Source organism: Photobacterium sp. NCIMB 13483 (assembly GCF_003025475.1).
Lineage (GTDB): Bacteria > Pseudomonadota > Gammaproteobacteria > Enterobacterales > Vibrionaceae > Photobacterium > Photobacterium piscicola.
In genome coordinates this window covers 53847-76334 of the sequence record NZ_PYLV01000008.1, presented here as the reverse complement: position 1 = coordinate 76334, position 22488 = coordinate 53847, and the positions used below count along the sequence as shown (strand labels likewise).

The 22488-nt window shown below is 36.5% G+C and carries 18 protein-coding genes and 2 riboswitches; of the genes, 11 read left to right on the top strand and 7 right to left on the bottom strand.

The genetic code is table 11. From position 1 onward, the window contains the following. Window positions 1–15 precede the first annotated feature (15 nt). Window positions 16–246 (top strand): hypothetical protein, encoded by a 231-nt coding sequence (locus C9I86_RS20050; RefSeq protein ID WP_241956869.1) that lies wholly within the window; start codon window positions 16–18, stop codon window positions 244–246. A 288-nt stretch (window positions 247–534) separates the two neighbouring features. Here the strand turns inward: C9I86_RS20050 and C9I86_RS08565 are convergent, their stop codons facing one another. Together C9I86_RS08565 and C9I86_RS08560 are read right to left on the bottom strand one after the other, a co-directional pair. Beyond that, window positions 535–1935, bottom strand: a complete 1401-nt coding sequence (locus tag C9I86_RS08565; RefSeq protein WP_080157196.1) for a sodium:alanine symporter family protein — start codon at window positions 1933–1935, stop codon at window positions 535–537. Window positions 1936–2015: 80 nt separating this feature from the next. Further along, a riboswitch (glycine riboswitch) is annotated at window positions 2016–2114 on the bottom strand. Between the two features lie 19 nt (window positions 2115–2133). Next, window positions 2134–2274: riboswitch (glycine riboswitch) on the bottom strand. A 193-nt stretch (window positions 2275–2467) separates the two neighbouring features. Further along, on the bottom strand, window positions 2468–3796 hold the full coding sequence (locus tag C9I86_RS08560) for a glycoside hydrolase family 18 protein (RefSeq protein WP_107276149.1): 1329 nt from the start codon (window positions 3794–3796) through the stop codon (window positions 2468–2470). A 359-nt stretch (window positions 3797–4155) separates the two neighbouring features. On the opposite strand from C9I86_RS08560, the gene C9I86_RS08555 reads away from it, so the two are divergent. From C9I86_RS08555 to C9I86_RS08530, 6 genes are all read left to right on the top strand, one after another. Beyond that, window positions 4156–4860, top strand: a complete 705-nt coding sequence (locus tag C9I86_RS08555) for an AraC family transcriptional regulator (RefSeq protein ID WP_080157759.1) — start codon at window positions 4156–4158, stop codon at window positions 4858–4860. A 74-nt stretch (window positions 4861–4934) separates the two neighbouring features. Beyond that, window positions 4935–5954 carry a J domain-containing protein gene (locus tag C9I86_RS08550; RefSeq protein WP_107276148.1) on the top strand — a complete coding sequence of 340 codons (1020 nt, stop codon included), beginning with the start codon at window positions 4935–4937 and terminating at the stop codon, window positions 5952–5954. A 56-nt stretch (window positions 5955–6010) separates the two neighbouring features. After that, window positions 6011–6613 carry an HAD family phosphatase gene (locus C9I86_RS08545; protein ID WP_080157199.1) on the top strand — a complete coding sequence of 201 codons (603 nt, stop codon included), beginning with the start codon at window positions 6011–6013 and terminating at the stop codon, window positions 6611–6613. Window positions 6614–6677: 64 nt separating this feature from the next. Then, the gene (locus tag C9I86_RS08540) at window positions 6678–7127 is read left to right on the top strand and encodes a hypothetical protein (protein WP_080157200.1); all 450 of its coding nucleotides are present in this window, start codon (window positions 6678–6680) and stop codon (window positions 7125–7127) included. 112 nt (window positions 7128–7239) lie between these two features. Beyond that, on the top strand, window positions 7240–7956 hold the full coding sequence (locus tag C9I86_RS08535) for a hypothetical protein (protein WP_080157201.1): 717 nt from the start codon (window positions 7240–7242) through the stop codon (window positions 7954–7956). A 272-nt stretch (window positions 7957–8228) separates the two neighbouring features. After that, on the top strand, window positions 8229–12713 hold the full coding sequence (locus C9I86_RS08530) for an SslE/AcfD family lipoprotein zinc metalloprotease (protein WP_107276183.1): 4485 nt from the start codon (window positions 8229–8231) through the stop codon (window positions 12711–12713). An 84-nt stretch (window positions 12714–12797) separates the two neighbouring features. Here C9I86_RS08530 and C9I86_RS08525 read toward each other — a convergent pair whose 3' ends face one another. Both C9I86_RS08525 and C9I86_RS08520 read right to left on the bottom strand, forming a co-directional pair. After that, the gene (locus C9I86_RS08525) at window positions 12798–14732 is read right to left on the bottom strand and encodes an FUSC family protein (protein ID WP_107276147.1); all 1935 of its coding nucleotides are present in this window, start codon (window positions 14730–14732) and stop codon (window positions 12798–12800) included. Window positions 14733–14916: 184 nt separating this feature from the next. After that, window positions 14917–15282, bottom strand: coding sequence for a hypothetical protein (locus tag C9I86_RS08520; RefSeq protein ID WP_080157203.1), 366 nt, complete (start codon window positions 15280–15282; stop codon window positions 14917–14919). A gap of 293 nt (window positions 15283–15575) precedes the next feature. Between C9I86_RS08520 and C9I86_RS08515 the strand changes: the two genes are divergently transcribed. Continuing rightward, window positions 15576–15857, top strand: a complete 282-nt coding sequence (locus C9I86_RS08515) for a hypothetical protein (RefSeq protein ID WP_080157204.1) — start codon at window positions 15576–15578, stop codon at window positions 15855–15857. Between the two features lie 141 nt (window positions 15858–15998). Here C9I86_RS08515 and C9I86_RS08510 read toward each other — a convergent pair whose 3' ends face one another. Together C9I86_RS08510 and C9I86_RS08505 are read right to left on the bottom strand one after the other, a co-directional pair. Beyond that, entirely contained in the window at window positions 15999–17501 is a 1503-nt protein-coding gene (locus C9I86_RS08510) for a sodium:alanine symporter family protein (protein WP_080157205.1), read from the bottom strand. A gap of 566 nt (window positions 17502–18067) precedes the next feature. After that, window positions 18068–19075, bottom strand: coding sequence for a ribonuclease (locus C9I86_RS08505; RefSeq protein ID WP_107276146.1), 1008 nt, complete (start codon window positions 19073–19075; stop codon window positions 18068–18070). A gap of 460 nt (window positions 19076–19535) precedes the next feature. On the opposite strand from C9I86_RS08505, the gene C9I86_RS08500 reads away from it, so the two are divergent. The 3 genes from C9I86_RS08500 to C9I86_RS08490 all read left to right on the top strand — a co-directional run bounded on the left by C9I86_RS08500 (window position 19536) and on the right by C9I86_RS08490 (window position 21943). Then, entirely contained in the window at window positions 19536–19850 is a 315-nt protein-coding gene (locus C9I86_RS08500) for a hypothetical protein (protein ID WP_080157207.1), read from the top strand. A gap of 390 nt (window positions 19851–20240) precedes the next feature. Then, window positions 20241–21116, top strand: a complete 876-nt coding sequence (locus tag C9I86_RS08495; protein ID WP_080157208.1) for an ABC transporter ATP-binding protein — start codon at window positions 20241–20243, stop codon at window positions 21114–21116. Further along, on the top strand, window positions 21113–21943 hold the full coding sequence (locus C9I86_RS08490; RefSeq protein WP_107276145.1) for an ABC transporter: 831 nt from the start codon (window positions 21113–21115) through the stop codon (window positions 21941–21943). Before C9I86_RS08495 ends, C9I86_RS08490 begins: the two co-directional genes overlap by 4 nt. Before the next feature lie 147 nt (window positions 21944–22090). Here C9I86_RS08490 and C9I86_RS08485 read toward each other — a convergent pair whose 3' ends face one another. Next, window positions 22091–22294 (bottom strand): hypothetical protein, encoded by a 204-nt coding sequence (locus C9I86_RS08485; protein WP_036795050.1) that lies wholly within the window; start codon window positions 22292–22294, stop codon window positions 22091–22093. Window positions 22295–22488 lie beyond the last annotated feature (194 nt).

Here is a 22488-nt window from a genome sequence, read left to right as displayed (position 1 = left end):
TATAAAATTAAACGGATGCCGACTGATAAAGTCATTGGCATCCGTTTTTTTTTGTTAATAATGCGAGAGCAGGAAGAGCAGGAAGAGCAGGAAGAGCAGGAAGAGCAGGAAGAGCAGGAAGAGCAGGAAGAGCAGGAAGAGCAGGAAGAGCAGGAAGAGCAGGAAGAGCAGGAAGAGCAGGAAGAGCAGGAAGAGCAGGGTGTATCGTTGAATCAATCGCAGCGTTATTTGTACTCTTTATTTTGATCTAAGCCAGTGAAATGCCATAAATTTAAATCAAACTGAAAAGAGATCATTCACCTGTATTTATTTGGGCAAATTAACTATGTCACTTTAGTGTTGCTACTGAATAGTCAGAGAATGCGATACAGAAGGATAAGTAAGAAAGGTTGATAAGAGGGTAAGATAAAATATGAATCGCTCATGGCAAGCGAGAATCCGTTTAATAAGTACTAATATTAACAAGAAACAAAAAAGCCTCAGTATCACGTTTGCAGTGATGGACTGAGGCTTTTTATTGTGAGCTAAGATTAATTAGCTTACTGAGATTGGATCGTTATTTTCGCGCTGTGACTTTAGGCTTGCGAAGTATTGCTGAGTTTCAGCAATAACAACATGGCGTAATACCACTAAACCAATCAGGTTTGGAATAGCCATTAAACCATTAACAATATCAGCAATAACCCAAATCATATCAAGTTGCATGAAAGCGCCACTTGCGATGAGGACTAAGAAAACTAACTTGTATGGCATGATTGCTTTTACGCCAAATAAATACGTAATACAGCGCTCACCGTAGTAGTTCCAACCTAAAATAGTAGTAAAGGCAAAGAACATTAGGCCAACAGAGACCATTAACGGACCATAGTAATCAGAATTCAAACCAGCAGCAAAGGCATGTGTTGTCATGGTTGCACCAGCGAAATCACCAGTCCATGCACCTGTTACTACAAGGGTCAAGCCTGTCATTGTACAGATAATGATCGTATCAAAGAACGTACCTGTCATTGAGACTAAGCCTTGGCGTACACATGAATTTGTCTGCGCCGCAGCGGCAGCAATAGGCGCACTGCCTAGTCCTGATTCATTTGAGAATACACCTCGGGCAATACCTGATTGAATCGCAAGCATCATTCCGGCACCAACAAAACCACCCGTAGCCGCATGACCCGTAAAGGCTGATTGAATAACCGTTTCAATGGCAGCGGGTAGTGCATGGAAGTTAGTACCTAAAACGATTAAGCAAGCCATAATATAAAAGCCAGCCATCAGTGGTACAACCGTACTTGCTACTTTAGAAATTGATTGAATACCGCCTAATGTTACTGTTGCAACTAAGAGCGTTAATATAACAACCGTAATTTCTTTAGGTGCGCTAAATGAAATATGTGCAGCTTCTACTATAGCGTTTGCTTGTGGAAAGGTACCAATACCAAAACAAGCAACACCCACAGCAAAAATTGCAAACAGTTTAGCAAGCCATTTACTGCCAACCCCTTTTTCAAGGTAGTACATTGGGCCACCAAGAATTTGACCATTAGCGTCAACTTCTCTGTATTTAACGGCTAATAGACATTCCGCATATTTTGTTGCCATGCCAAATAAAGCAGCAAGCCACATCCAAAATAGTGCACCGGGACCACCGAGTTTAATTGCGGTTGCAACACCAACAATATTACCTGTACCAATTGTTGCAGATAAAGCAGTGCACAAAGCAGCAAAGCTTGAAACGTCACCTTCGCCACGGCTATCTGGATCTTTTTTACCACCAAAAACATATTGTAATGCCAGTGGTAGGTATCGAATCTGGATAAAACCAAGTCGAATTGTGAGGTATAAACCTGTGCCTACTAATAAAATTAATAGGGGCGGTCCCCAAACAAAGCTATCTAACGTGCGTAGAAAATTAAAAATTGTGTCATGTAGTGGATTCATTATTCCTCCTTCAACGTACAAAGGAAGAGATACAGAACAACAGGTAAATGTTAGTTACAGAATGGCTTCTGGTTGCTGCTCTTATCTCCTCTGTCCTTTTGCCTGAGAGTTTCACCGTTATATTGCAACGGTTTGCTCCTTCGGCGCTCGATTTAACGAGTCTCTCCAGAGGCTCCTCCAATAACAGTCCATACCTATTGCATTACTGCAACCTGGTGCCTGAAAGATTTACGAGTGACAACCTGATGGGATCATGTTGTTTTTCGCTTACTTCTTCGGCGGGCCGACGTGTTATACCATCATGGTATTCGTCAATGGCCGCTCTCCTGCTATCTTCATCGGAACTCATTTCGCCCGCAATGTTAGGGGATAAAAATGTGATTGTCAGCAAAAAAGTAAAAAAAAAAGCGCTAGCGAAATAAAATAAGCGTCAGAGGACAATAAAAGGAATATTCCGTATAAAAATAAACCAGCTAAAGAGCCATCAGTTATGCTAGCGCAATTGATATTAATAGTAAGTTATACTTGATAACTAAGGATTTAAATTATTATCGAGTATGGTGATCAGTTCATTATTAGCGTCAGAGGTAATTTCCCAACCAAACACCCCGCCAAGTTTATGTTGCTTTGCATAATCCGCTTTAGCTTTGAGAGAACGTTTATCTTCAAAACTAATATATTCTTTATTTTTTTGATTATAGAGTACAGCAGCTTCTGCATGCTGGTCATAGTAATAACGATAGCCTAATTTAGGATTGTTAATAAAATATTTGCTGATATCACTGTAAGTAAAATACCCAGGATCTTTAATGTCAGAACCTTTACCTAATCCACCTAAGCTCTGTAAATTTTCAAGTTTGTCGGGGAATATAACATCAACACCTTGCCATCCTCTGCCATAAAAAGCACTACCAATAATAATCTTATGTGGATCAACCTGTTTTTCTATCAGTGTTTTTACTAGATTATCCACAGAATTATTATTTGGTGTATTGGAGGTACTGTATAGATTGCTGTGATGGCCAACGACGTTACTCCAATTGCCTAAGAAATCAAAACTCATTAAATAGAGTTGATCTAAATGATTAGCAACATGGGTCCAGTTGATACCGGGTAAGGTTTTTTTGTCGGCGTTGATTGCCGCTGAAAGTTGGTAATGACGGTTATTCTTACTTCCTAAGCTATCTAATTTATGCCGTAATTCCGCAATTAAAAGGCTATAGGCTTCTCGCTCTTGCGATACTGTATCCTTGCCTTTTCCTGATAACCCGTACCCACCAGGATATTCCCAGTCAATTTGGATACCATCAAAAAAATCGTATTTCGTGATTAAATCTATGGCAGAGTTTACAAATGTCTGGCGATAAATAGAATTAACGGCAATTGTATGAAAGGGTTCTGAAAGGGTCCAGCCACCAAAACTTGGAAGGATATTTAAGTGAGGGTGTTTTTCTGACAGTAGTTTTAATTGGCCAAAATTACCTTTATAACTGACATTCTTGGCCGTTTTACCCGCAAGTTTTATTTGTAGTGCGGCATATTCATCTAAAATAATGGCTGTGCCAATAGGTTTATCTTTACATTGGGTTTTAATTATTTTTTTGATGTTATCAGGTGAAGAGTCGACGGGCCCACAGGCTGCTAGAAATGCGTAAATAAGATGAGTTAATTTCTCCGCTGGAACCATGCTAGCAGAGTATGGGTTATTAGGTGTATAGACTTTCCAATCAGGATAATAAGCGGCCACGACATAAGGGCGATCATGTTCAGCAGCATGAGCAATATTTATTTGAGATACTAAGCTAAAGGCTAACAACGGGTATACAGAAAAAGAACGAATTGAGGCTAAAAAAGAAGTCATTTACGTTTAATCAAAATATAAGAACTGCTGCTATTATTGACCGTATCTATAATATCCCGATAACCGTTTGTTATTGTTATTAGATATGCATCACAAAACAATGACTTATTCAAATCGCTGACATGAGTCAGGTAACGCTATACCCTGTTGAATATTCTTTTTGATTATCGTTTTATTTTCTATTGGTATATTGAAGTAATAGTGTTGAAATCTAATATTTGGAACAGCAGAATTAATAAGATTAAATTATTTTATTAATAGCATGTAATTATTTTCTTATTTAAAGGTATAAATACGCTTTATATTAAAGACGTAAAGTTGGATAACCAAGTGTCTTAGTTGTGGTGTTCGGGGGTAATATGATCTGGGTTAATTGCTGCCATAAAGAAAAATATACCAGTGTTAAAAATAATCTTGTTAAATATCATAATGTTTTAGAAATATCACCTTATGAATTGTTATTAACGATGACTGGATATGAATTGATTTTCATTGAAATTGAAAATTCACAATCTAATGGTTTTAAATTATTACGAATTATCAAACAACATTATCCTATTGTTAAAATTGTGATTGTTTATCATGATTTAGATTCTGAGTTAGCGATTGTTGCATTACGAGCTGGTGCGGAAGATATTTTAGTTGCTAGTGCTAATAGACAAAAAATTGATAGTTGTTTAAGTCGGCTACATACTCATAAAGAAGAAATTGTTATTGATGATGATATATCACAACGTGAACGATCTATATTACCTGCATTATCTATTATTGATAATGATATTAGTGCGCCACTGCGAGAGGAAGAATTAGCGAAAGCGTGTGATTTTTCAGCTACTTATTTTTCTCGATTATTTCATACAACAATGGGTGTTACATTAAAACAGTATATTATTCAAAAAAGATTAGATTTAGCCTGTGGATTATTAAGTTCTGATCATGAAAAAATCGCATCAGTGGCAACTTCTGCAGGCTTTAAAGATGTTTCGTATTTTTCTCGAGTATTTAAAAAACACATCGGTTGTTCTCCGGGAAAGTTTCGATCAAATAATTATAAAGAATCATAGCGGGTGGATCATCATTTACAGGTAATAGAGGAGTTGTTTATAATTATATTATACTTCTTTTGATGATTTGATTAATGACAACATTTCATGAATTACTTGGTACTGATGATAGCTGTTCGACAACAGAGATAAAGAAAAAATATCGTCAATTATCAAATAGGCTACATCCTGATAAAGGAGGCTCTCAAGCATTAATGCAGATGTTGAGCATGGCCTATCAACAAGTAATTAAAGGTGAGGGTAATAAAAAATGCTCAGATGCCATCCTTAAACAGGCAGAGAAGAATGATCAAGGTAATGATTTTAAAAGTAAAATAGCAGAACTGGTTAAAGAAAAAGAAAAACTACAAGATTTACTTGAACAACATAAGCAAAATGTTGAGCATGCTTTTACTGCGGGTGAAAACAGTGCACGGCAAACATTGTTATTATTACAAGCGGCGAATAATAGTCTTAATAAGCAACTGGTTTTTTTACGTCGCCAATTAGATGAAGGGGAGAATAAAAATTCCATCTCTAAAAAGTCGAATAAAAAATATTGTTTTGTTATGTTATTTATTCTTTTTGTCATTATTGTCGTGACAGGAGGATTTTTTCATTATCAAAGACAACATCAGCAGCCACTATCTCAGGCTCCAGATTTGGTTCCTGTTCCTATTGCTGCTCAAGTTAAAAATGTTATTGCCACTCAACTTGCAACTGTTGATTATGCCGATTCTATAAATAATGTAGCTCGAATAATGATGATGCATACTACGGGTTTATGGCAACAACGTTACTATGAAGGTACTCGACAACCTTATATTGCAGTACGCAGTATTAATGGCTCTTATATTGTAAAAGATTGTCAGGGAACTTTTAGCTATTATTCTAACCGTACACATAATACAGCACATGTACCTGTTAATTTAATTTTTAGCACTAATGATCGTCAATTTTCAGTCTATAGAATACCTTATGGTAATGGTTCTAGTGAGCAACAATGGTTAAATAGCAAGAGTCTTGTTATTAATGATAATATTTTTAGTAATAATGGCTATCAATCAAGTGCATTAGCACTAGCTTCAGTATGTAGTAATACCACGCCTTTTTAGTGGTAACGGCTATTATCTAAAATATGCATAAATAGAATCAAAATCAGGAGTGTTTAATGGATTTATCGTTATACCAAGGGATTATTTTTGACATGGATGGCACATTGGTTGATTCAATGCCCGCACATATAAAAGCATGGCAACACACATGTCATGATTTTGGGTTGCCATTTGAGCACGATTGGTTTTATTCAATGGGAGGCTCACCCACGATAAATACAGCGATAGCATTATTAAACAAACACGAGATTGATGCCGATCCCCAGTTACTTGTGATGAGTAAATTACGCCATTTTGATGAGATCAAGCATAAGGGCGATATTATTCCAGCTACATTTGCTGTGTTGCAGCAACAAAAAAACGTAAATAAACGTATTGCTGTGGGGACAGGATGTTATCGTCACCACGCTTTAGATATATTAACAACCTTAGGTATTTTTCCCTTGTTAGATGCAGTGGTCACTGCAAATGATGTCCAGCGTCATAAACCATTACCTGATACCTTTATTGAAGCGGCACGTTTACTTGATGTACCAACAGCACAATGTGTGGTATTTGAAGATACTGAATTAGGTTGCCAAGCTGCATATGCGGCAGGAATGGATTGTTATCGAGTTAGAGATGGTGTGATTTGTGAATTTATAGCGTTTAAATCCTAAGGTTTAGCCTTTTAAATAAATACGTTATGCTAGTAGTGTTTTTTTACTTACTAGTGATGCCATAATGACTAAAGCTTCATCGCACAACGACAACCAATATTCTCTTTCTGAAACCCGTTTTTGGATTCAGCGTTTAAGTAAAACGTCTATTCGTGCACTACATATCTTAGGTGTTGCTATATCGAGTGGCGGGTTTATTTTCGATCTTGATAAAGCGCTATGGCTTAATTGGTGGTTACTGGCCATGTTCAGTGGTCTTTTGATGATGTCACAAGAGATTTATCGTTCAAAGTTGTGGTTAATTCAACTTAAAGGCGTATTAACTTTTGTTAAGTTAGCTTTACTGGCTTCAATTATATTGGTTCCTCAGCAACAACCTAATATCTATATTACAGTATTATTACTTTCAGTCTTTATTGCTCATGGGCCTGCGGCTTTACGGCATTATTCAATTTGGCATCGACGTGTTCTTCATGAGCCAAAAGGTGGAAGAAAAAAGAACCTGAATGGATAGGCGCATAATTATTCTTTTGCCTCACTTTTAAGTGGTTTTTATTACAACAGAGCCTGCAAAAAGTATCACAGTTAGTACACTATAGGAGGATAAGCGAATAAAAGGTGTCGGCATGATTAAATATGGGGCGTTGTATTTATTGTTTGCGATAGTGTTTGTCGGTGCAATATTAGTTGTAGATAGAATCCATAATGATCATTTATTAACACAGACTAAAGATTCATTGCATTTAGATAATGATAAAGAGCGTGCGGAATTTGCTTCGGAAATCGTACATAAATACATATTAGAGCCAGATCAATCATTACCCGTGACTGAAGGTGACTTATTTCCTTATCTTTATGGATATGCTGATTTAAATAACAATGGGCGTGATGAAGTCTTTATTCTTATGCAAACGGAAGAGTATTGTACTGAAAAAGGCTGCCAAGGTTTTTTATTTAGTCATGTTCAAAAAAAATTAGCACAATGGCAAAACATTTATCAGCCCATCCTGGTTGCAGATGAATCACATAATGGATGGCGTGATATTTTAGTTGCTGATGATAATAAGATGTACCGTCTGAAATATAATGCAGGCCATTACCTTACCGATCTAAGTAAAGCGCCTGAATTTAATAATCACCAACAAGCATTAGTCGCGGTAGGGTTAGCATTAGATAGCCAATATTACCGTAATGGTGGTAGTAATTTAGCACTCAATTATTCACAACCTATTTTCGATTGCCAGCAGTGTTTCTTATTTAGCTTTAATCGCTATGAAGAGTCAGATAAAAATTATTATTTATCCGTTAATACTGATGATAAAACCGTAATGCCATATCCTTAATCTAACGACGTGACAATAAGAAACCCCATTATTTCAATATAAAGAGTGTATCTGTTTGTTACAAAGAGTAAGGGTGTAATGCGTTGATTTTAAGTGAGTTATAATATTAAGGATTTCTTTTTAGATTTGCTTATTTACCTTATTATGACTATTGCTTATAGCGATAACTCAATATATATATACGGCTAATATTTATAATAAAAATAACTTATTGGACGTATATTGTGGCAAATAAAAAGTTGATTGCGTTGGCTATATCATCAGCTCTTTTGATGGGGTGCAATGGTGGTAGTGATTCAAGTGATCCTATTCCACCACCACCAGTTGTTGATCCTGAAATACCTGAAATTATTCCACCGGTTGATCCGGATAAACCAGAAATTTTACCGCCTGTCGATCCTGATATTCCTCCTGCCTTCGGTATTTTCTCGCTTAATGGTGATATGAATTTTGGTGCGAGTGTGCTTTGTAATGGCTTACCCGCGACGGATTTTATCATCGAGGATGATAAAGTTATCGTATGTTCATTTGATAGCATCGAATTAGCGACTTTTAGTGATGTTCAATTACAAACAACTAAGTCCAACGCTAAAGAAAAAATCAAATTACTGACGCTCGTTCAATCAGATCGCTTTGTTGCTTTTGATGATGATATCCAACGTCAAAATGCAGTTGCTAATACACAAGCATTATTGAATAAAATGGCGGTTGTTAGTGGTAAAGTGATTGATTTTAAGTTATCAGATATTGATCAATTACGGTTTAATAACTTCTATAATACTGATGATATATTGCTACCAACCGCTGAATTTAATGCGTTGATTAGCGATAAACTTGATGAAAGTACAGAAACTGACAGTAAACCATCAACTCATGAACCTGAATCACAACCGGTTGTTACACCAGGAACGAGTAATGATTTAAACAGTCATTTTGTAAGTGCTAATGCTGAGCAAAATTTAAGTTACCAGCCAACTAAAGTAATTTTAACGGAAGGCTTTTTACGTGATTTAGATAGTCAGCCTGTTGTCGGTGTTGATTATTATAGTCCATCAGGACGTGGACAAACTGATGCTGACGGTAAATTTAGCTTTAGCTGGGGCGAAAGTGTTGCCTTTGGTATTGATACCTTTGAGCTCGGTGAATTTAAAGCTAATAAAACCCGATTTACAGTGACAGAGCTAGCCGAAGGGCATGCTGGTCGTAATATTGCACGTTTGTTACAACGTTATTCTGACGCTACTGATCATATTCAGATTTCCGAGCGTGTTCATAACATATTTGCTCAATACCCTAATGTGATTAATGAAGCGTTAAATATAGAGTTGTCTGAGTCCGTACAATTGGATAATGGTACAGGTAAAGAGGTGCTTGTTGCTGGTGAATTTGATAAGCAATTTGAATCAGGCTTAGCACAACAGATTGATAGTGCAATTTGTGGTGAAACGTGTAAATCAAACCTGTTATTTTCACCATTGTCATTTCCACGTACAGCAACAGTAACAGAGCCAAATATTCAAGCAGATATTAATAAGCTTTGGGGGGCAGGGGCTGACGCGATTACAGCTGGCTGGAAACCCGTTAATAAATTCCACGTGTTTACTGATTCAACATGGTTTTATGGCAGTTCTGGTGGTGCTCGAGGTCAAAGTTCGATCAATATATCTAATCGCGCTTTTCCTATTTTAATGGCGCGTAATGATAATAACTATTGGATTAAGTTCGGTGATAAAAAAGCATGGGATGAAAAGAGCCTAGCGTATATCACCGAAGCACCATCAACGGTTGAACCAGAAAATGTTGGTGCAGAGACTGCAACGTTTAACTTACCTTTTATCAGTATCGGTGAGTTAGGAACCGGTAAAGTTATGATGGTGGGACATAACCGTTATAACAGCATTTTGGTCTGCCCTGATAGCTACAGTTGGAACGGTAGTGTTGATAAGAATGGTGTGTGTAGCCAGCGCGATGCTGATTCAAAGGATAGCCCTGATATGGGTAATTTCTTTACTAATACGTTCCGTTATTTATTAGGCGAGCGTTATAGTAATTCTGCTGATTCTATTACTGTTGGAACCAATATATCACATGTTTATTTCCGTCAAGCAGGGCAGCAGGTTGGCCGCTCCGCAGAATTTAAAGCAGATAAACGTTTTAAGTTAAATATTGAACAAGTGACTGATTTTAGTTCGATTGATCCGGAAACAATGCCATTAGTGATTATTAATGGATATGAATTTAATGCTATTACAAGTGATTATACTATTCCGACCGTTGCTGATATCAACAAACCTAAACTAACAGAGCAAGATGTCTCTGGTTTACTTAGTTATGTTGAGCGTGGTGGCAATATACTTATTATGGAAAGTATTACTTCTCAACCTAAAGACGATTTTGCGCGTTTATTAGATGGTGCGGGTTTAGCATTAAATGGTCATTCAGTGGTTACTAGTGGCCCTAGTTATGGTTATCCTGATCGTGTGCGTGCACAACGAGAGCATGGTTTTTGGGTTATTGAACGTTATGAGTCAGCAAAAGATGAAGTTAGTGGCGAGATAAAACCACCATATACGATTAAAGATGGCATCGTTATTTGGGATTTCATTACTAATAATAAACCTGATGATAAACCAAAATTAGAAGTTGCGAAGAAAGTCATTACTAACGATGAAGGAAAAAACGAAACTGTTGTTGCATTTATTGATACATTTAATAAAACGCCAGAACAAATTGATATTGCAAAACAGCAGTTATTGAGTGAGTTTGGTTATCAAGAATGCCAGCTTAGCGATTACCACTATGAGGTTAACTGCTTAGAATATCGACCTGGAACCGGTATCGCGATTGATGGTGGCATGTATACACCACGTTATCAAGAATTAGATCTGAATGAAGCGACAGCTAAAGCAATGGTGAAAGCGGCTGATCTTGGGACAAACATCGAACGTTTATATCAGCATGAATTGTATTTCCGTACTAAAGGAAAACAAGGTGAGCGTCTAAACAGTGTTGATCTCAATCGTATTTATCAAAATATGACGGTATGGCTGTGGAATAATCTTGATTACCGTTATGAGTCTGGTGTTAATAATGATGAATTAGGTTTTGAACGTTTTACTGAATTCCTAAATTGTTATGGTGATAATGCGCCAAGCCAAACGACGTGTAGTGCCGAGTTAGGTCAAAGCCTTGTCGATAACAACATGGTTTATGGTGCTAATAGCGACGTAAATGTGGAATACCAAGGTTGGATGAACCCAAGCTATCCACTTAATTATATGGAAAAACCGTTAACGCGTTTAATGCTGGGTCGTTCATATTTTGATTTAGATATTAAAGCCGATATTCGTCAATATCCGGGTGAAGCCAAAGGTTCATCATCAGCCAAAGTGGATGTTGATTTATCAAGTAATACCGTCGCATGGTACGCAGGTAATCGTCAATCAACTGGTCAATGGGCTGTGGCACATCAGCCATTTACTATCTCAGTACAAGGAAATAGTAACCCAGTAACAATTACGGTGGCTTTAGCTGACGATCTAACCGGACGTGAAAAACATGAGTTGGGTTTACAGCGTCCTCCGCGTGTTTCTAAATCATTCACATTGTCTGCTGGTGGTTCAACAGAATTTACTGCGCCATACGGTGGTTTGATCTATGTATCAGGTAATGAAACAGGAAAGGTTAGTGTTAGCTTAAACGGCACTGTTGACGCGCCATGGTATAAAGATAATGCTTGGGTAAACTCGCAAGAGTCAGCAGCTCCGATTGGTGAAATTGAATCTGATAGCTTTATCTATACTGCGGCATCAAAAAATCTTCAAGCGAGTAATTATGGTGGTAAACCACAACAATTCGCGCAAGAGTTAGATGTTTTTGCCGAAGATTTAAATGAATTTTATGCGCGTGATGAAGTGAAGGGTGAAGGTACGGGGCATCATCGTAAAGTAACGGATGCGACACTGCCAAATAATAAGCATCATGTGGTTAATGATGTCGCTATTTCAATTGGTACGGCACACTCTGGTTATCCGGTTATGAATATTAGCTTTGAGACTAATAGTAGTGATATAAAAATGTCACCGCTAAATAGTTGGTTGTTATGGCACGAGGTAGGTCATAACGCAGCTGAAGCACCATTTAGTGTTGAAGGTTCAACTGAGGTAACTAACAATATTCTTGCACTTTATATGCAGGATAAACACCTTGGTAAAATGGCGCGTGTTGAACAAGATATTCGTATCGCACCTGCTTTTGTTAACTTAGAAAAACCTAATGCTTGGGCGGCTGGTGGTAACGGTGAACGATTAGTGATGTTTGCTCAATTAAAAGAGTGGGCTGAAACTGAGTTTGATATTGCTAAAGTTATTACTGGAAAGTTACCTCGTTATTACGTCACTGATGTTGATGGCATGAAGGGCTGGAATTTATTTAAATTAATGCACCGTCTAACGCGTGGCGGTTTAGAAGACAATATGCAATTACCAACCCCGAATGCTTGTCAATCAACACAAGGATTGAGTAAAGGCGATCAATTAATGGTATGTGCCTCTTATGCAGCACAAACTGATTTAAGTGGCTTCTTTAGTGCTTGGTCACCAGGCTCTAAAGCTTATATGATCCCTGGTGCGACAGAACCTTCTTATGAAGGGGGGGTTACACCTGCTGGACATGCGGCAGTCAAAGCATTAAAGCTTGATGAACCAACGCATGATCCATTACAAATTAATTCAGTGACTGTACGCCAAATGAATTAAATAACGTAAATAGACATCGAAAAAATAAAACCGCGTATCTGAATGATGCGCGGTTTTTTTATTAATAACTAAATATCACGTTTGCTATACCACAAAAGCTCGCTGATATAGCATCCATGCGGTAAGTTGTTGAATGTCTTTTTCGATTAATGCACATAACATATCTTCAGGGATAGGCGTCGTTTCTACATAAAACGGTGGCATTCCGCCATGTTTGCAACGATCAGGAAATGTTTGTCTTATCCATTGTAATTGATTAATCCAACGTGTTGTTGACTGTGGCTTCTCAGATTGAATACCCAATTTTGTTGCCAATAATAGCGCATCATTTAAGCGTTGAATTAATACTAATAAGCTTAACCAGTCTTTTGATGTTCGAGGGCTTAAGTTAGGCTCTTTGAGTAAATTCATAACCTCGCCGTTTAGCGCATAATAACGTTGCTGGCTTTGATATAAGTTAATTTTTTGTTCCCACTGCGGTTTGTTTAATACTGCAACATACAATATTTGAGACTTTATCATGCTAGCTGTGTGGCGATCTAACCATGTCATTGTCCAACTTGGTGCAATGAAGTAGTTCACCGAAAATGCGATAGTTACACCAAATAATGTGTCGATAATTCGGTAAAATGACACATAAGTATTATCAGGAGATAACAAACTGATCGCGAATACAATCATTGATGTTAACCAAAATACATGGATGTCGTAACGTTCTTTATGATAAGACGTAAAAGAGAAAAAGACTGAAATACTGGTTAATAACAGAAGGTATTGTGGTGGTACAAAATATAAACAGATGAAGCAGTAAATCCCCCCTAAAGCCGTACCAGAAAAACGATTCCAAATGCGATGATTAGTGATTGCCATTGATGATGTCAGCAACACAATAAAGGCTGTTAGTGAGATCCAATAACCTTGTGGCAAATGATAAAATTCAGTTAAAAATTGCGTTACAGCTAATGTTACCGCAATTTTTCCAGCATGACGCCACTCTTTAGAATTAAATTTAAGAGCAAGACGAAAATCACTAATAAATGCTTCACTGTCATTAGTAAATAAATAGATATTTTTACTATTATCGGGTGATGAAAAAGTATCAAAATTATAACAACGTTTAAAATTTTCTATTATATCAATAATATAAACTGTATTTTTGTATTCATTAGTTGCAAATGTTGCAGTGATTTGTTGTTTTTTTCTTAATTGGTCGGCTGCTTTTTCTATCCAACCAAATAGTTTAATTCGTGTGGTTGTATGAATATCAAAGCTGAGTACCCGCTCTAAACAAATAATATACTCAGACATTTCTAATAAACGTTGCAGTTCTATTTTTATTTGTAGGGCACGCTTAGACGATGAAACAGAATTGCTGTAATACGCTAAATTGTGGGCACTTTGATAAAAGAATTGTCGTCTTGCCGCTAACTGTGTTTCATCATTAGATAATCGTAATTCATCAAGCCAATCAGCCAATGCATTGTGCACTGTTATTGTGTGTTGATGCAAAATACGTCCTTTAAAAAAAGGCCATAGCATTAAAGATGAGAGCATGACACATAAGCCAGCAAAGACATTCGCCATCAGCACAATAGTTAAACTATCGCCTACAGAGGCAAAATGAATCGCCATAATGTAGATAAAACCAAAGTTATAGCCAAATAAACGAATATGAGGGCGTTGATTAGACATTAAGCCATAAAGAATGGCGATTGAACATAATGTAATAGCACTTAACCACATATAGCTAAATACTAAAAACGCCAAATAAGTTGCCACAACGGTGATTATGATAGAAATAGACAGTATTTGTAATCGTTTTAAATAGGGTAGATTGCGAGCTTGAACGCCAAGTAACCATGCTGTAATCAAGCCTGATATACCGGCACTAGTAAAACCTAAGCTATAAAACACACCTAGACTGACTAGCATTGGAACGGTTATACGAATAGAGTCGGGAATGTCTGCTGCATTGGAAAACCAGCGGCTAAACATAGTCGTTAACGTTGTTATTTTCATGATGGCGGCTTGTTAATAATAAAGCATGCTGATACGTCAAAATATAGCGATAAAATAAGCTAAAATGAGGCGTAGAATATAATAAATAATGCAATACAAGTAATGCGTTATTGGTAATGTTACAGAATGGTATTAGTTAAAAAATAAGCAGTGCAATCAGCCGAAGCACTGCTTGTTTATAAATTTATGCTGATTTTATTAATAACTGGCCAAGGTAATTCATTGCAAAAGCCGCATCTTGTGCCGCAGTATTTACTTTAGTAATTAATTGTTGTGCGCGTTCATCATCATCTTTTAAGCTGATGCTTATTTTTTTAACCAGCTGTTCAGCCATTTCTGTTTTTTGTTTACAGTCGTTAAATAATGCAGAAATAACGGCAATATCTATTTCACCACCTTTTGCAAACAAATTAGCTGCAATGCTATATACCGTATGAAACTGGTTCGCAGTGTCTTTTTTTCCAGCTTCAACATCTTTAGCCCACTCCGTAGACCATGTTTTAAAAATAACGGCAAGTTGTGGGTTAGGTTGCACTTGTATTGGTTGCATTATGTTGTCCTTGAAGTGGTTATACCTAGCATAGTAATGCAGCTTATAACCGGTTTAAAGTGCAATTTTTAGAAAGTGATATCATCGAGTGAATTAAATAATAGTTGGCTGTTTTTACCGCAGAAAATGCTGCTTAACTATACAATATTGAGGTGAGTATCACATAATTCAGTTATATATATCATTTTACATCAAGATCTTTGAGAAATGGCTTGCATGAGACACTGTAACGTTTTACGTTAAACTTAGCCCTTGGCAGTAGTGATAGCCAAATAGGTGCTAAGGAGAAACTCATGATTAATGTGAACTTCGAATTGGCAAAACAAGCATATGCTAAAGTGCTAATGTATCCTTATGGTGGTGAAATTGAACAGCATGAATATACAGCACTGCGTGTCTTCCGTTGGGATTTGGCACGTGCTGGCAAGCCAATTGATAAAGCCTTTGATTTAAGACTGCAAGCAAGTGGTTATCGAAAAATCGCTACTCAGCCTGCAAAAGCCCATCGACCACTTCCTGCGTGTGTTCTAGCACAAATGAGTGAAAGCTGGAAAAGCCAACATGGTTACCTATAATGTGTAAATATGCCTAAGGCTAAAGAATATATTTCTTTAGCCTTTTTTTATTTTTATCGGGCTAGAATTAATGCTTAAAATAAAGATAAAAAAACCAGTCATTGCTGACTGGTTTCAATAGATAAATACTACTTAATTATTCTATTTATTAAACGTATTGCCATTGGCTTCACGTGCTTCTGCAATAGTATCTGGGTGCCATGCACCTTCAATATCTTTCAGCTCTTTAAACTTAGAGCGATCAAATTCTGGTGTTTTACCCGCTTTAAGTTGTTCTTCATAATCTTTGATAACTTTAATGGCTAATCCTGAAAGGAATATTAAAGCAACAATATTAACCAGTGCCATTAAGCCCATTGAAACGTCAGCTAGGCTCCAAACAACAGGAAGTGAAGCAACAGCGCCAAACATTACCATACCTAATACCGCAAGACGGAACAGGAATAAGCCTTTTTTGGTATTGCCGTTTAGGAACATAATGTTTGTTTCTGCATAGGTGTAGTTTGCAATAATCGATGAGAAACAAAATAGTAATATAGCTGAGGTAATAAAATAGGTTGTCCAATCACCTAATTGATTACTCAACGCTTGTTGAAGCAAACCAATACCTGTTGCAGCATCAGGTGAGTTCATTACGCCTGACAACATGATCATAGCTGCTGATGCGGTACAAATAACAATAGTATCCACAAACACACCAAGCATTTGTACAAAGCCTTGTGAAGCAGGGTGGTTAGGGTTTGGTGTTGCACTTGCAGCAACGTTCGCCGCAGAACCCATACCGGCTTCATTTGAGAATAAGCCACGAGCAATACCACTTTGCATTGCTTGTGAAGCTGTGAATGCTACACCACCTGCAACAGCTTCATGCCAACCAAAGGCACTTTTCACAATAAGAGCAAGCACTGCTGGTAGTTCAGTAATGTTCATTGCAACGATAACTAATGCAATCGCTAAATAGCCAACCGCCATGATAGGAACAATTTTTGTTGATGCGGTCGCAACACGGCGTAAACCACCCATAATAAAGAAGGCAGTAAAGACAACAATAACGATACCTTGTGTTGTTTCATCCCAACCAAAAGAGTGGTGCAGTGCGTCTGTGATGGTATTTGCTTGAACGGCATTGAAGACAAAGCCGAAAGCTATAATAAGACAAATTGAAAAAAGAGTACCCATCCAGCGTTTACCAAGACCTTGCTCCATATAATAAGCGGGGCCACCACGGTATTGACCGTCAACGTCTTTTACTTTGTAAACTTGTGCTAAGGTTGATTCAATAAAAGCGGTTGCCATACCAAAGATAGCAATTAACCACATCCAAAAAATCGCACCAGGACCACCAATGGTTAATGCAACCGCAACGCCAGCCATATTACCGGTACCGACACGTGCTGCCATTGATGTACAAAAAACTTGATAAGAGCTAATGCCATTTTCTATTTCACGGCCGCTTTTTAATACGTCAATTGAATGACGGAATTGGCGTATTTGGATAAAACCAAGACGAACACTGAAGTAAATGCCTACACCAACTAATAAATAAACGAGAAGTTGGCCCCATAAAACGCCGTTTACTGAGCCAATAATTGCCATTAAGGTGTCATTGATTGAACTCAGTATATTTCCATTCGTAGAAGTCATATTTTTTCCTGTTAATAAAACTATGCAACCTTGAGGGGTTACTTAGTGAAGAGGAACATTCATTATTTGTGAGTGCTCTTGCTATCGGTTTCTATAATAGGTTTTTTTATTGATAATAATTTGTAATATTTACCGCTATTATTTATTACAATTATTAAACATGTAACCGATTTCATTGCCATCTAAGGCGATGCAAGGTAGCACAAAAAATGAAAAATCCTAGGAGACTTATATCACAAAAAAAGAATTATTACTATGTAACACGTTACATTGGCTGTGTTTTTTTGTATTTTTATTCTTTATAATCAATGTGTTGTAAAAATGTGTGAATTGAGCCGTATAAAAGCTATTGAACGATGTGCATTATCGTATGTTGAGATTTTACCATTAAAAAAAAGACTATTCGTATTTTCTATTACGGTGGTGTTTCCTATATTAGAATTAGATTAGAGATATAATCTTCAGTAATTAAGGCGTTTGGTATAGAAAATAAGACATTAAAGAAAAGAGAGAGCAAGTGAATAAATTGCTCTCTTATCATAGTGATAAATTAAATATGAGAATGCTTACTTTCCAGCAGCTTCAATATGTATTTTCTTATGACAATTGCCGTAGAAAGGACGGCCTTTAGGGCCTGATTCTAGTAACGCTTGAACACTATTGTTAACATTAAATGATTTACCGATATTTAATCTAACTTCATTTAAGTACTTACCTTGGCTACAGGAAAGGCTTATGCGATCCACTGCATCTGCACCGAAGTGAGAGATCAAATTCTTCTTAAAACTGGCCGTTGAGACATTATTACCAATATTTGCTTTGATAAATTGACCAATAGCTGAAGTATCGACTTTTTCAACCAGCTTGGTTGCTGTTAAAAAGTAGTCATTTGCATCGAGGTTTTGACAAACGCCATGTTTTTTCCATTCATATTCGCCAAATTTTGTTTGGTAGTAAAAATTAGGCATCCATGGTGCTATTTCTTTGATTGTCGATGCAGAAAGATCGAGACGAGCATAACGGTCACAATAACCATATTTTGTGCCACAGCTGGCTTTGTTTGGCCACAATCCATGTAATGTTAAATTAGTTATCTTTAACTTACCGTCATTAATAGCAGTGCATTCAGGTTTGTTACCTTTATAGTGGAAATGTTCACAAAAACCAGGTTGCCAGGTTAATGCTAATACATATGAATCAAATTCATTGCGAGTATTACAGCTTTTTGATGAGGTATTGAATGATGTAGATGCCGAAGGTTGTGTTGTAATATTATCCGTTAACTGCGCGGTTCCGCATGATTTATTAACCCAGCGCATAGCAGGGGATGCATTTGGGATAAGTATTTGTACCCAATCAAATTCTTTTTTATTAATGGCTTTTATTGCATATTGCTTGTTGTTAACCAGCTGAGTGTTATCAGGGTTGGTTTGTTTACGAAAAGATTGGTATGCCTCACAACTGCCATTTGAGGTAAAGCTGCCTGATGATTGAATTGATGCGTTTGCAGCAAAGCTAGATAAAGAAATGATATTACCGACAACAACGGTAACTAAAAGAGGGTATGAACGCACAATTTGCCTATTATAAAATGATAAATTTGGGCTAACTATAGTTGATTATTACGCTTTTATTAAGGGGAACAAGATAACGAACGTGATAATAAGTTGTGATGTTGTGCTAAAAATCGAGTCAAAAAAGGACGTATATTCAATTTCGAGTGAATAAATTGACGATTTTTTTAAATTAGTGTTCACAATAAAGCGAACTCAGAGTAATATTCACAGAAGTAGCGTCCCCTGTTACACGAAAATGAAAAGATCAATTATAATAAAAGAGTCTTTAATGTGAAAATATCACTTTAAAGTGTGTTGGTGGGAAACACCAATCTCATTTATTCATCTGAGGTTATTAATTTCATTTAGCTAAATATAGAACAATGTTAAATTTTCATATTAAGGTTGTTCATTTTATCAATGCATGCTTTGCAATTTCATGTTCAAAGCAAATTTGTATTATTATCCGAGGTTATTAATGGACAGTTTCGCGGCTGCAGAAAAAGCGCTCAGTGCGATGTTAAAAAGCGTAGAAGCAACAGGTGAGGTAAAGGAAGCACGTGTTGACTATCGCCAAATTTTAATTGATTTTGCTGATGAAGTACCAGGTCGCCAAAAAGCAGTAATCAAGCGCATTCCCCTTCAAAAAATAAATAATCTAATTGCCGTATTACATGAGTTTAAACAAGAGTCACGTCATTCTCGTATGATTGAGATTTTAGCTATGATGGAAAAAGATGACGTGTCACCACATGATCTTGTTGTTGAAGAGTTATCTAACGAAGCTGAATAACGATATAAATCAATAGTTAAACTTTAGTTTTAACGGTTAATTGTTGCAATATAATTATGTTCATACTGCCGATGTTTTAATACTATATTTATTGGTAATTTCGATTACAGCCTTCTTATTTTTATATAGTAAGTTGCATTTTTATATTAACCACTTATTTAGTATACAGAGCTAATTATATTAGTTCTGTATACTCTCGCCTTACTTCCCATTATTAACTCATATTATTGTGCATAGTGTATTTTATTATTTGCAGTTGATTATTGGCATCTTATAATTAAACGTTGTTTTATTTTAAAGGTGCTATTTTGTAAGCCATCAATTTATAAAGCAAATTGTTTGTGTTATTAATAAACATTATTTCGATTTACTGGCCACTAAGGATTCTATGTGAGTAATATAAACTGTGATGAACCTTTTATTAAAGCTCAACACATTACTAAGTCTTATCATGATAAAAAAGCATTAGAAAACATTAGCTTTAGTTTATCTAGTGGACAAGTCCTTGGTTTACTTGGCCATAATGGTGCAGGTAAATCAACCTTAATTAAAACTTTGCTGGGTATGCATAGTTGTACTGGCACATTGAGTATTTTTAATTTATCACCGGAAAAAAATCGCGACAAAATAGTTAAACATCTTGCTTATATTTCTGATGCTGAGTCTTTACCAGAATGGATGACAGTAAAGCAATTAATGGCATATACCATGGGTGTTCATCCGCGATTTGAACAACAAAAGATGGATCAGTATTTAGCGCAAACTAAGATTAAGCTTAATAGTAAAATAAAAGCCTTATCAAAAGGTATGAAAGTGCAGTTACATTTAGCGTTGGTGATGGCAACGAACGTCAATGTGCTTATTTTAGATGAACCGACACTTGGGCTTGATCTTATGTACCGTTCGACATTTTATCGTACCTTGATGGCATGGTTTGCAGAAGGTGAGCGAGCATTAATCATAGCGAGTCATGAAGTGAATGAGATTGCACATTTGCTGACAGATGTTTTAGTACTTAAAAATGGTCAAACGGTATTACAAGCACCACTCTCTTCATTAGCGAGCGAATTTACTATCTTATCGGTGAATGATGAACATATTGCTGCAGCCAAACAACTCAACCCACTGACGGTTAATTGTCAATTAGGCCAATATCGATTGTTATTTGAAGGTGCTGATATTTCTCAATTGGCATTGTTAGGTGATATTAGCCAACCCAGTCTTGCTGATATATTTTTAGCGAAACAGCAGGAGACCGTACAATGAAACAGAGTTATACCTTAGTAAAAAATGAATTATTAGAGCATAAAATAATTATACGATTACCTCTGTTTTTAGCATTATTTGCAACGCTATTAGTGGTTATGGTTTTAAGTAATATTAATGATTTCTCTTTTAATATTCAGATGAATGATATTGATGGTTGGCAACCACCAATTGTCGCCTCATCATTTGCAGGTGTTGTTGGATCGGTATCTTTTTTTATTGCTGGTATTGTTTCTTTGCTGAGTTTTTTTACTTATTCAGCGCGAGCGCTTGCAAAAGAACGTAAAGAAGGCACGTTGGCTTTTTGGCATTCAATGCCCGTGAGTGATAGTAAAGCAATAGCGATTAAGTTATTGGTGGCACTTGTCGTTATTCCATTACTTTCATCATTATTCTTACTCTTTGTTGATGTAACTGTATGGCTTGTTGCAATGTGGATGATGCCTGCAGATATGTTGGCTGAGAATTCACTTTCTTTTGTTGCTATTGTATTGCACTGGAGTCAGTTTATCTCAATGATGGAGGCAATGAGTTTAGCGTTATTGCCGATTGCCTGCATAATTTTTTGTACTTCTCAGTTAACAGAGCACCCATTGCTAGTGTTGTTTGTTGCAATAACACTCATTAAGTTCATTAGTTATATGTTGTTTGATTCAATGGCGATAGGGGCTTGGTTAAACAGTGTCAGTAATTTGGCGTTCAATATTTTAACCAGCGATCAGCCTTGGCATACATTAGCGAGTGTAGGATCAATAACATTATTGGGGTTATTAATTGCTGCGGTAGGTCTATTTAAGACGAGTGTTTATTTACGAAGCGGTGATTAAATTTGAAATCTTGTTGTTATTGTTAATGTTATTTAAAAGAGAATGTAGAGCTACATTCTCTTTTATTTAACTTATAACTGAGGATGATTATTTTATTTCATATATACCTAAGTATATTGGAACAGTTATAAATAATATATTTAACAATTAAGCTGCAGAAACAGACTCAATGTATTGTACTTCATTTTTATATTTACGAACGTTGCGAGATAGTGTGCCTTTTGGTAGCTCATAACGCTTCTCTGCTTCGTAGCTTGAAAGCCCATCAAACACGACTGCAGCAACAGCAACGCGTTGGTTTTCTGATTTAAAGATACGTTGTGCGATTAAATCATATTGTGTATTTGTCATAGTCTTGCCTATTTGAATTTTTAAGAGTGGGATAATGGTCTTTCCAATTCGTCCACTCAATGCTTGAAAAACGGTCGACTTGTTAGATATATAACAAGTAAACAAATGCTGTTAGCAAGACAATAGCAATGTGAACCTTAACAGAAGATTAATAGAATTATTTTTATGGTTTAATTTTGTATTTAAAATGGAAA

What these genes read in the sequence shown, in the direction of transcription:
- C9I86_RS08500 (WP_080157207.1), top strand. Translation starts at nt 19,536, where the DNA reads ATGGACAGTTTCGCGGCTGCAGAAAAAGCGCTCAGTGCGATGTTAAAA.
- C9I86_RS08560 (WP_107276149.1), bottom strand. Translation starts at nt 3,796, where the DNA reads ATGACTTCTTTTTTAGCCTCAATTCGTTCTTTTTCTGTATACCCGTTG.
- C9I86_RS20050 (WP_241956869.1), top strand. Translation starts at nt 16, where the DNA reads ATGCCGACTGATAAAGTCATTGGCATCCGTTTTTTTTTGTTAATAATG.
- C9I86_RS08520 (WP_080157203.1), bottom strand. Translation starts at nt 15,282, where the DNA reads ATGCAACCAATACAAGTGCAACCTAACCCACAACTTGCCGTTATTTTT.
- C9I86_RS08515 (WP_080157204.1), top strand. Translation starts at nt 15,576, where the DNA reads ATGATTAATGTGAACTTCGAATTGGCAAAACAAGCATATGCTAAAGTG.
- C9I86_RS08510 (WP_080157205.1), bottom strand. Translation starts at nt 17,501, where the DNA reads ATGACTTCTACGAATGGAAATATACTGAGTTCAATCAATGACACCTTA.
- C9I86_RS08525 (WP_107276147.1), bottom strand. Translation starts at nt 14,732, where the DNA reads ATGAAAATAACAACGTTAACGACTATGTTTAGCCGCTGGTTTTCCAAT.
- C9I86_RS08490 (WP_107276145.1), top strand. Translation starts at nt 21,113, where the DNA reads ATGAAACAGAGTTATACCTTAGTAAAAAATGAATTATTAGAGCATAAA.
- C9I86_RS08550 (WP_107276148.1), top strand. Translation starts at nt 4,935, where the DNA reads ATGACAACATTTCATGAATTACTTGGTACTGATGATAGCTGTTCGACA.
- C9I86_RS08530 (WP_107276183.1), top strand. Translation starts at nt 8,229, where the DNA reads ATGGGGTGCAATGGTGGTAGTGATTCAAGTGATCCTATTCCACCACCA.
- C9I86_RS08545 (WP_080157199.1), top strand. Translation starts at nt 6,011, where the DNA reads ATGGATTTATCGTTATACCAAGGGATTATTTTTGACATGGATGGCACA.
- C9I86_RS08535 (WP_080157201.1), top strand. Translation starts at nt 7,240, where the DNA reads ATGATTAAATATGGGGCGTTGTATTTATTGTTTGCGATAGTGTTTGTC.
- C9I86_RS08485 (WP_036795050.1), bottom strand. Translation starts at nt 22,294, where the DNA reads ATGACAAATACACAATATGATTTAATCGCACAACGTATCTTTAAATCA.
- C9I86_RS08565 (WP_080157196.1), bottom strand. Translation starts at nt 1,935, where the DNA reads ATGAATCCACTACATGACACAATTTTTAATTTTCTACGCACGTTAGAT.
- C9I86_RS08540 (WP_080157200.1), top strand. Translation starts at nt 6,678, where the DNA reads ATGACTAAAGCTTCATCGCACAACGACAACCAATATTCTCTTTCTGAA.
- C9I86_RS08555 (WP_080157759.1), top strand. Translation starts at nt 4,156, where the DNA reads ATGATCTGGGTTAATTGCTGCCATAAAGAAAAATATACCAGTGTTAAA.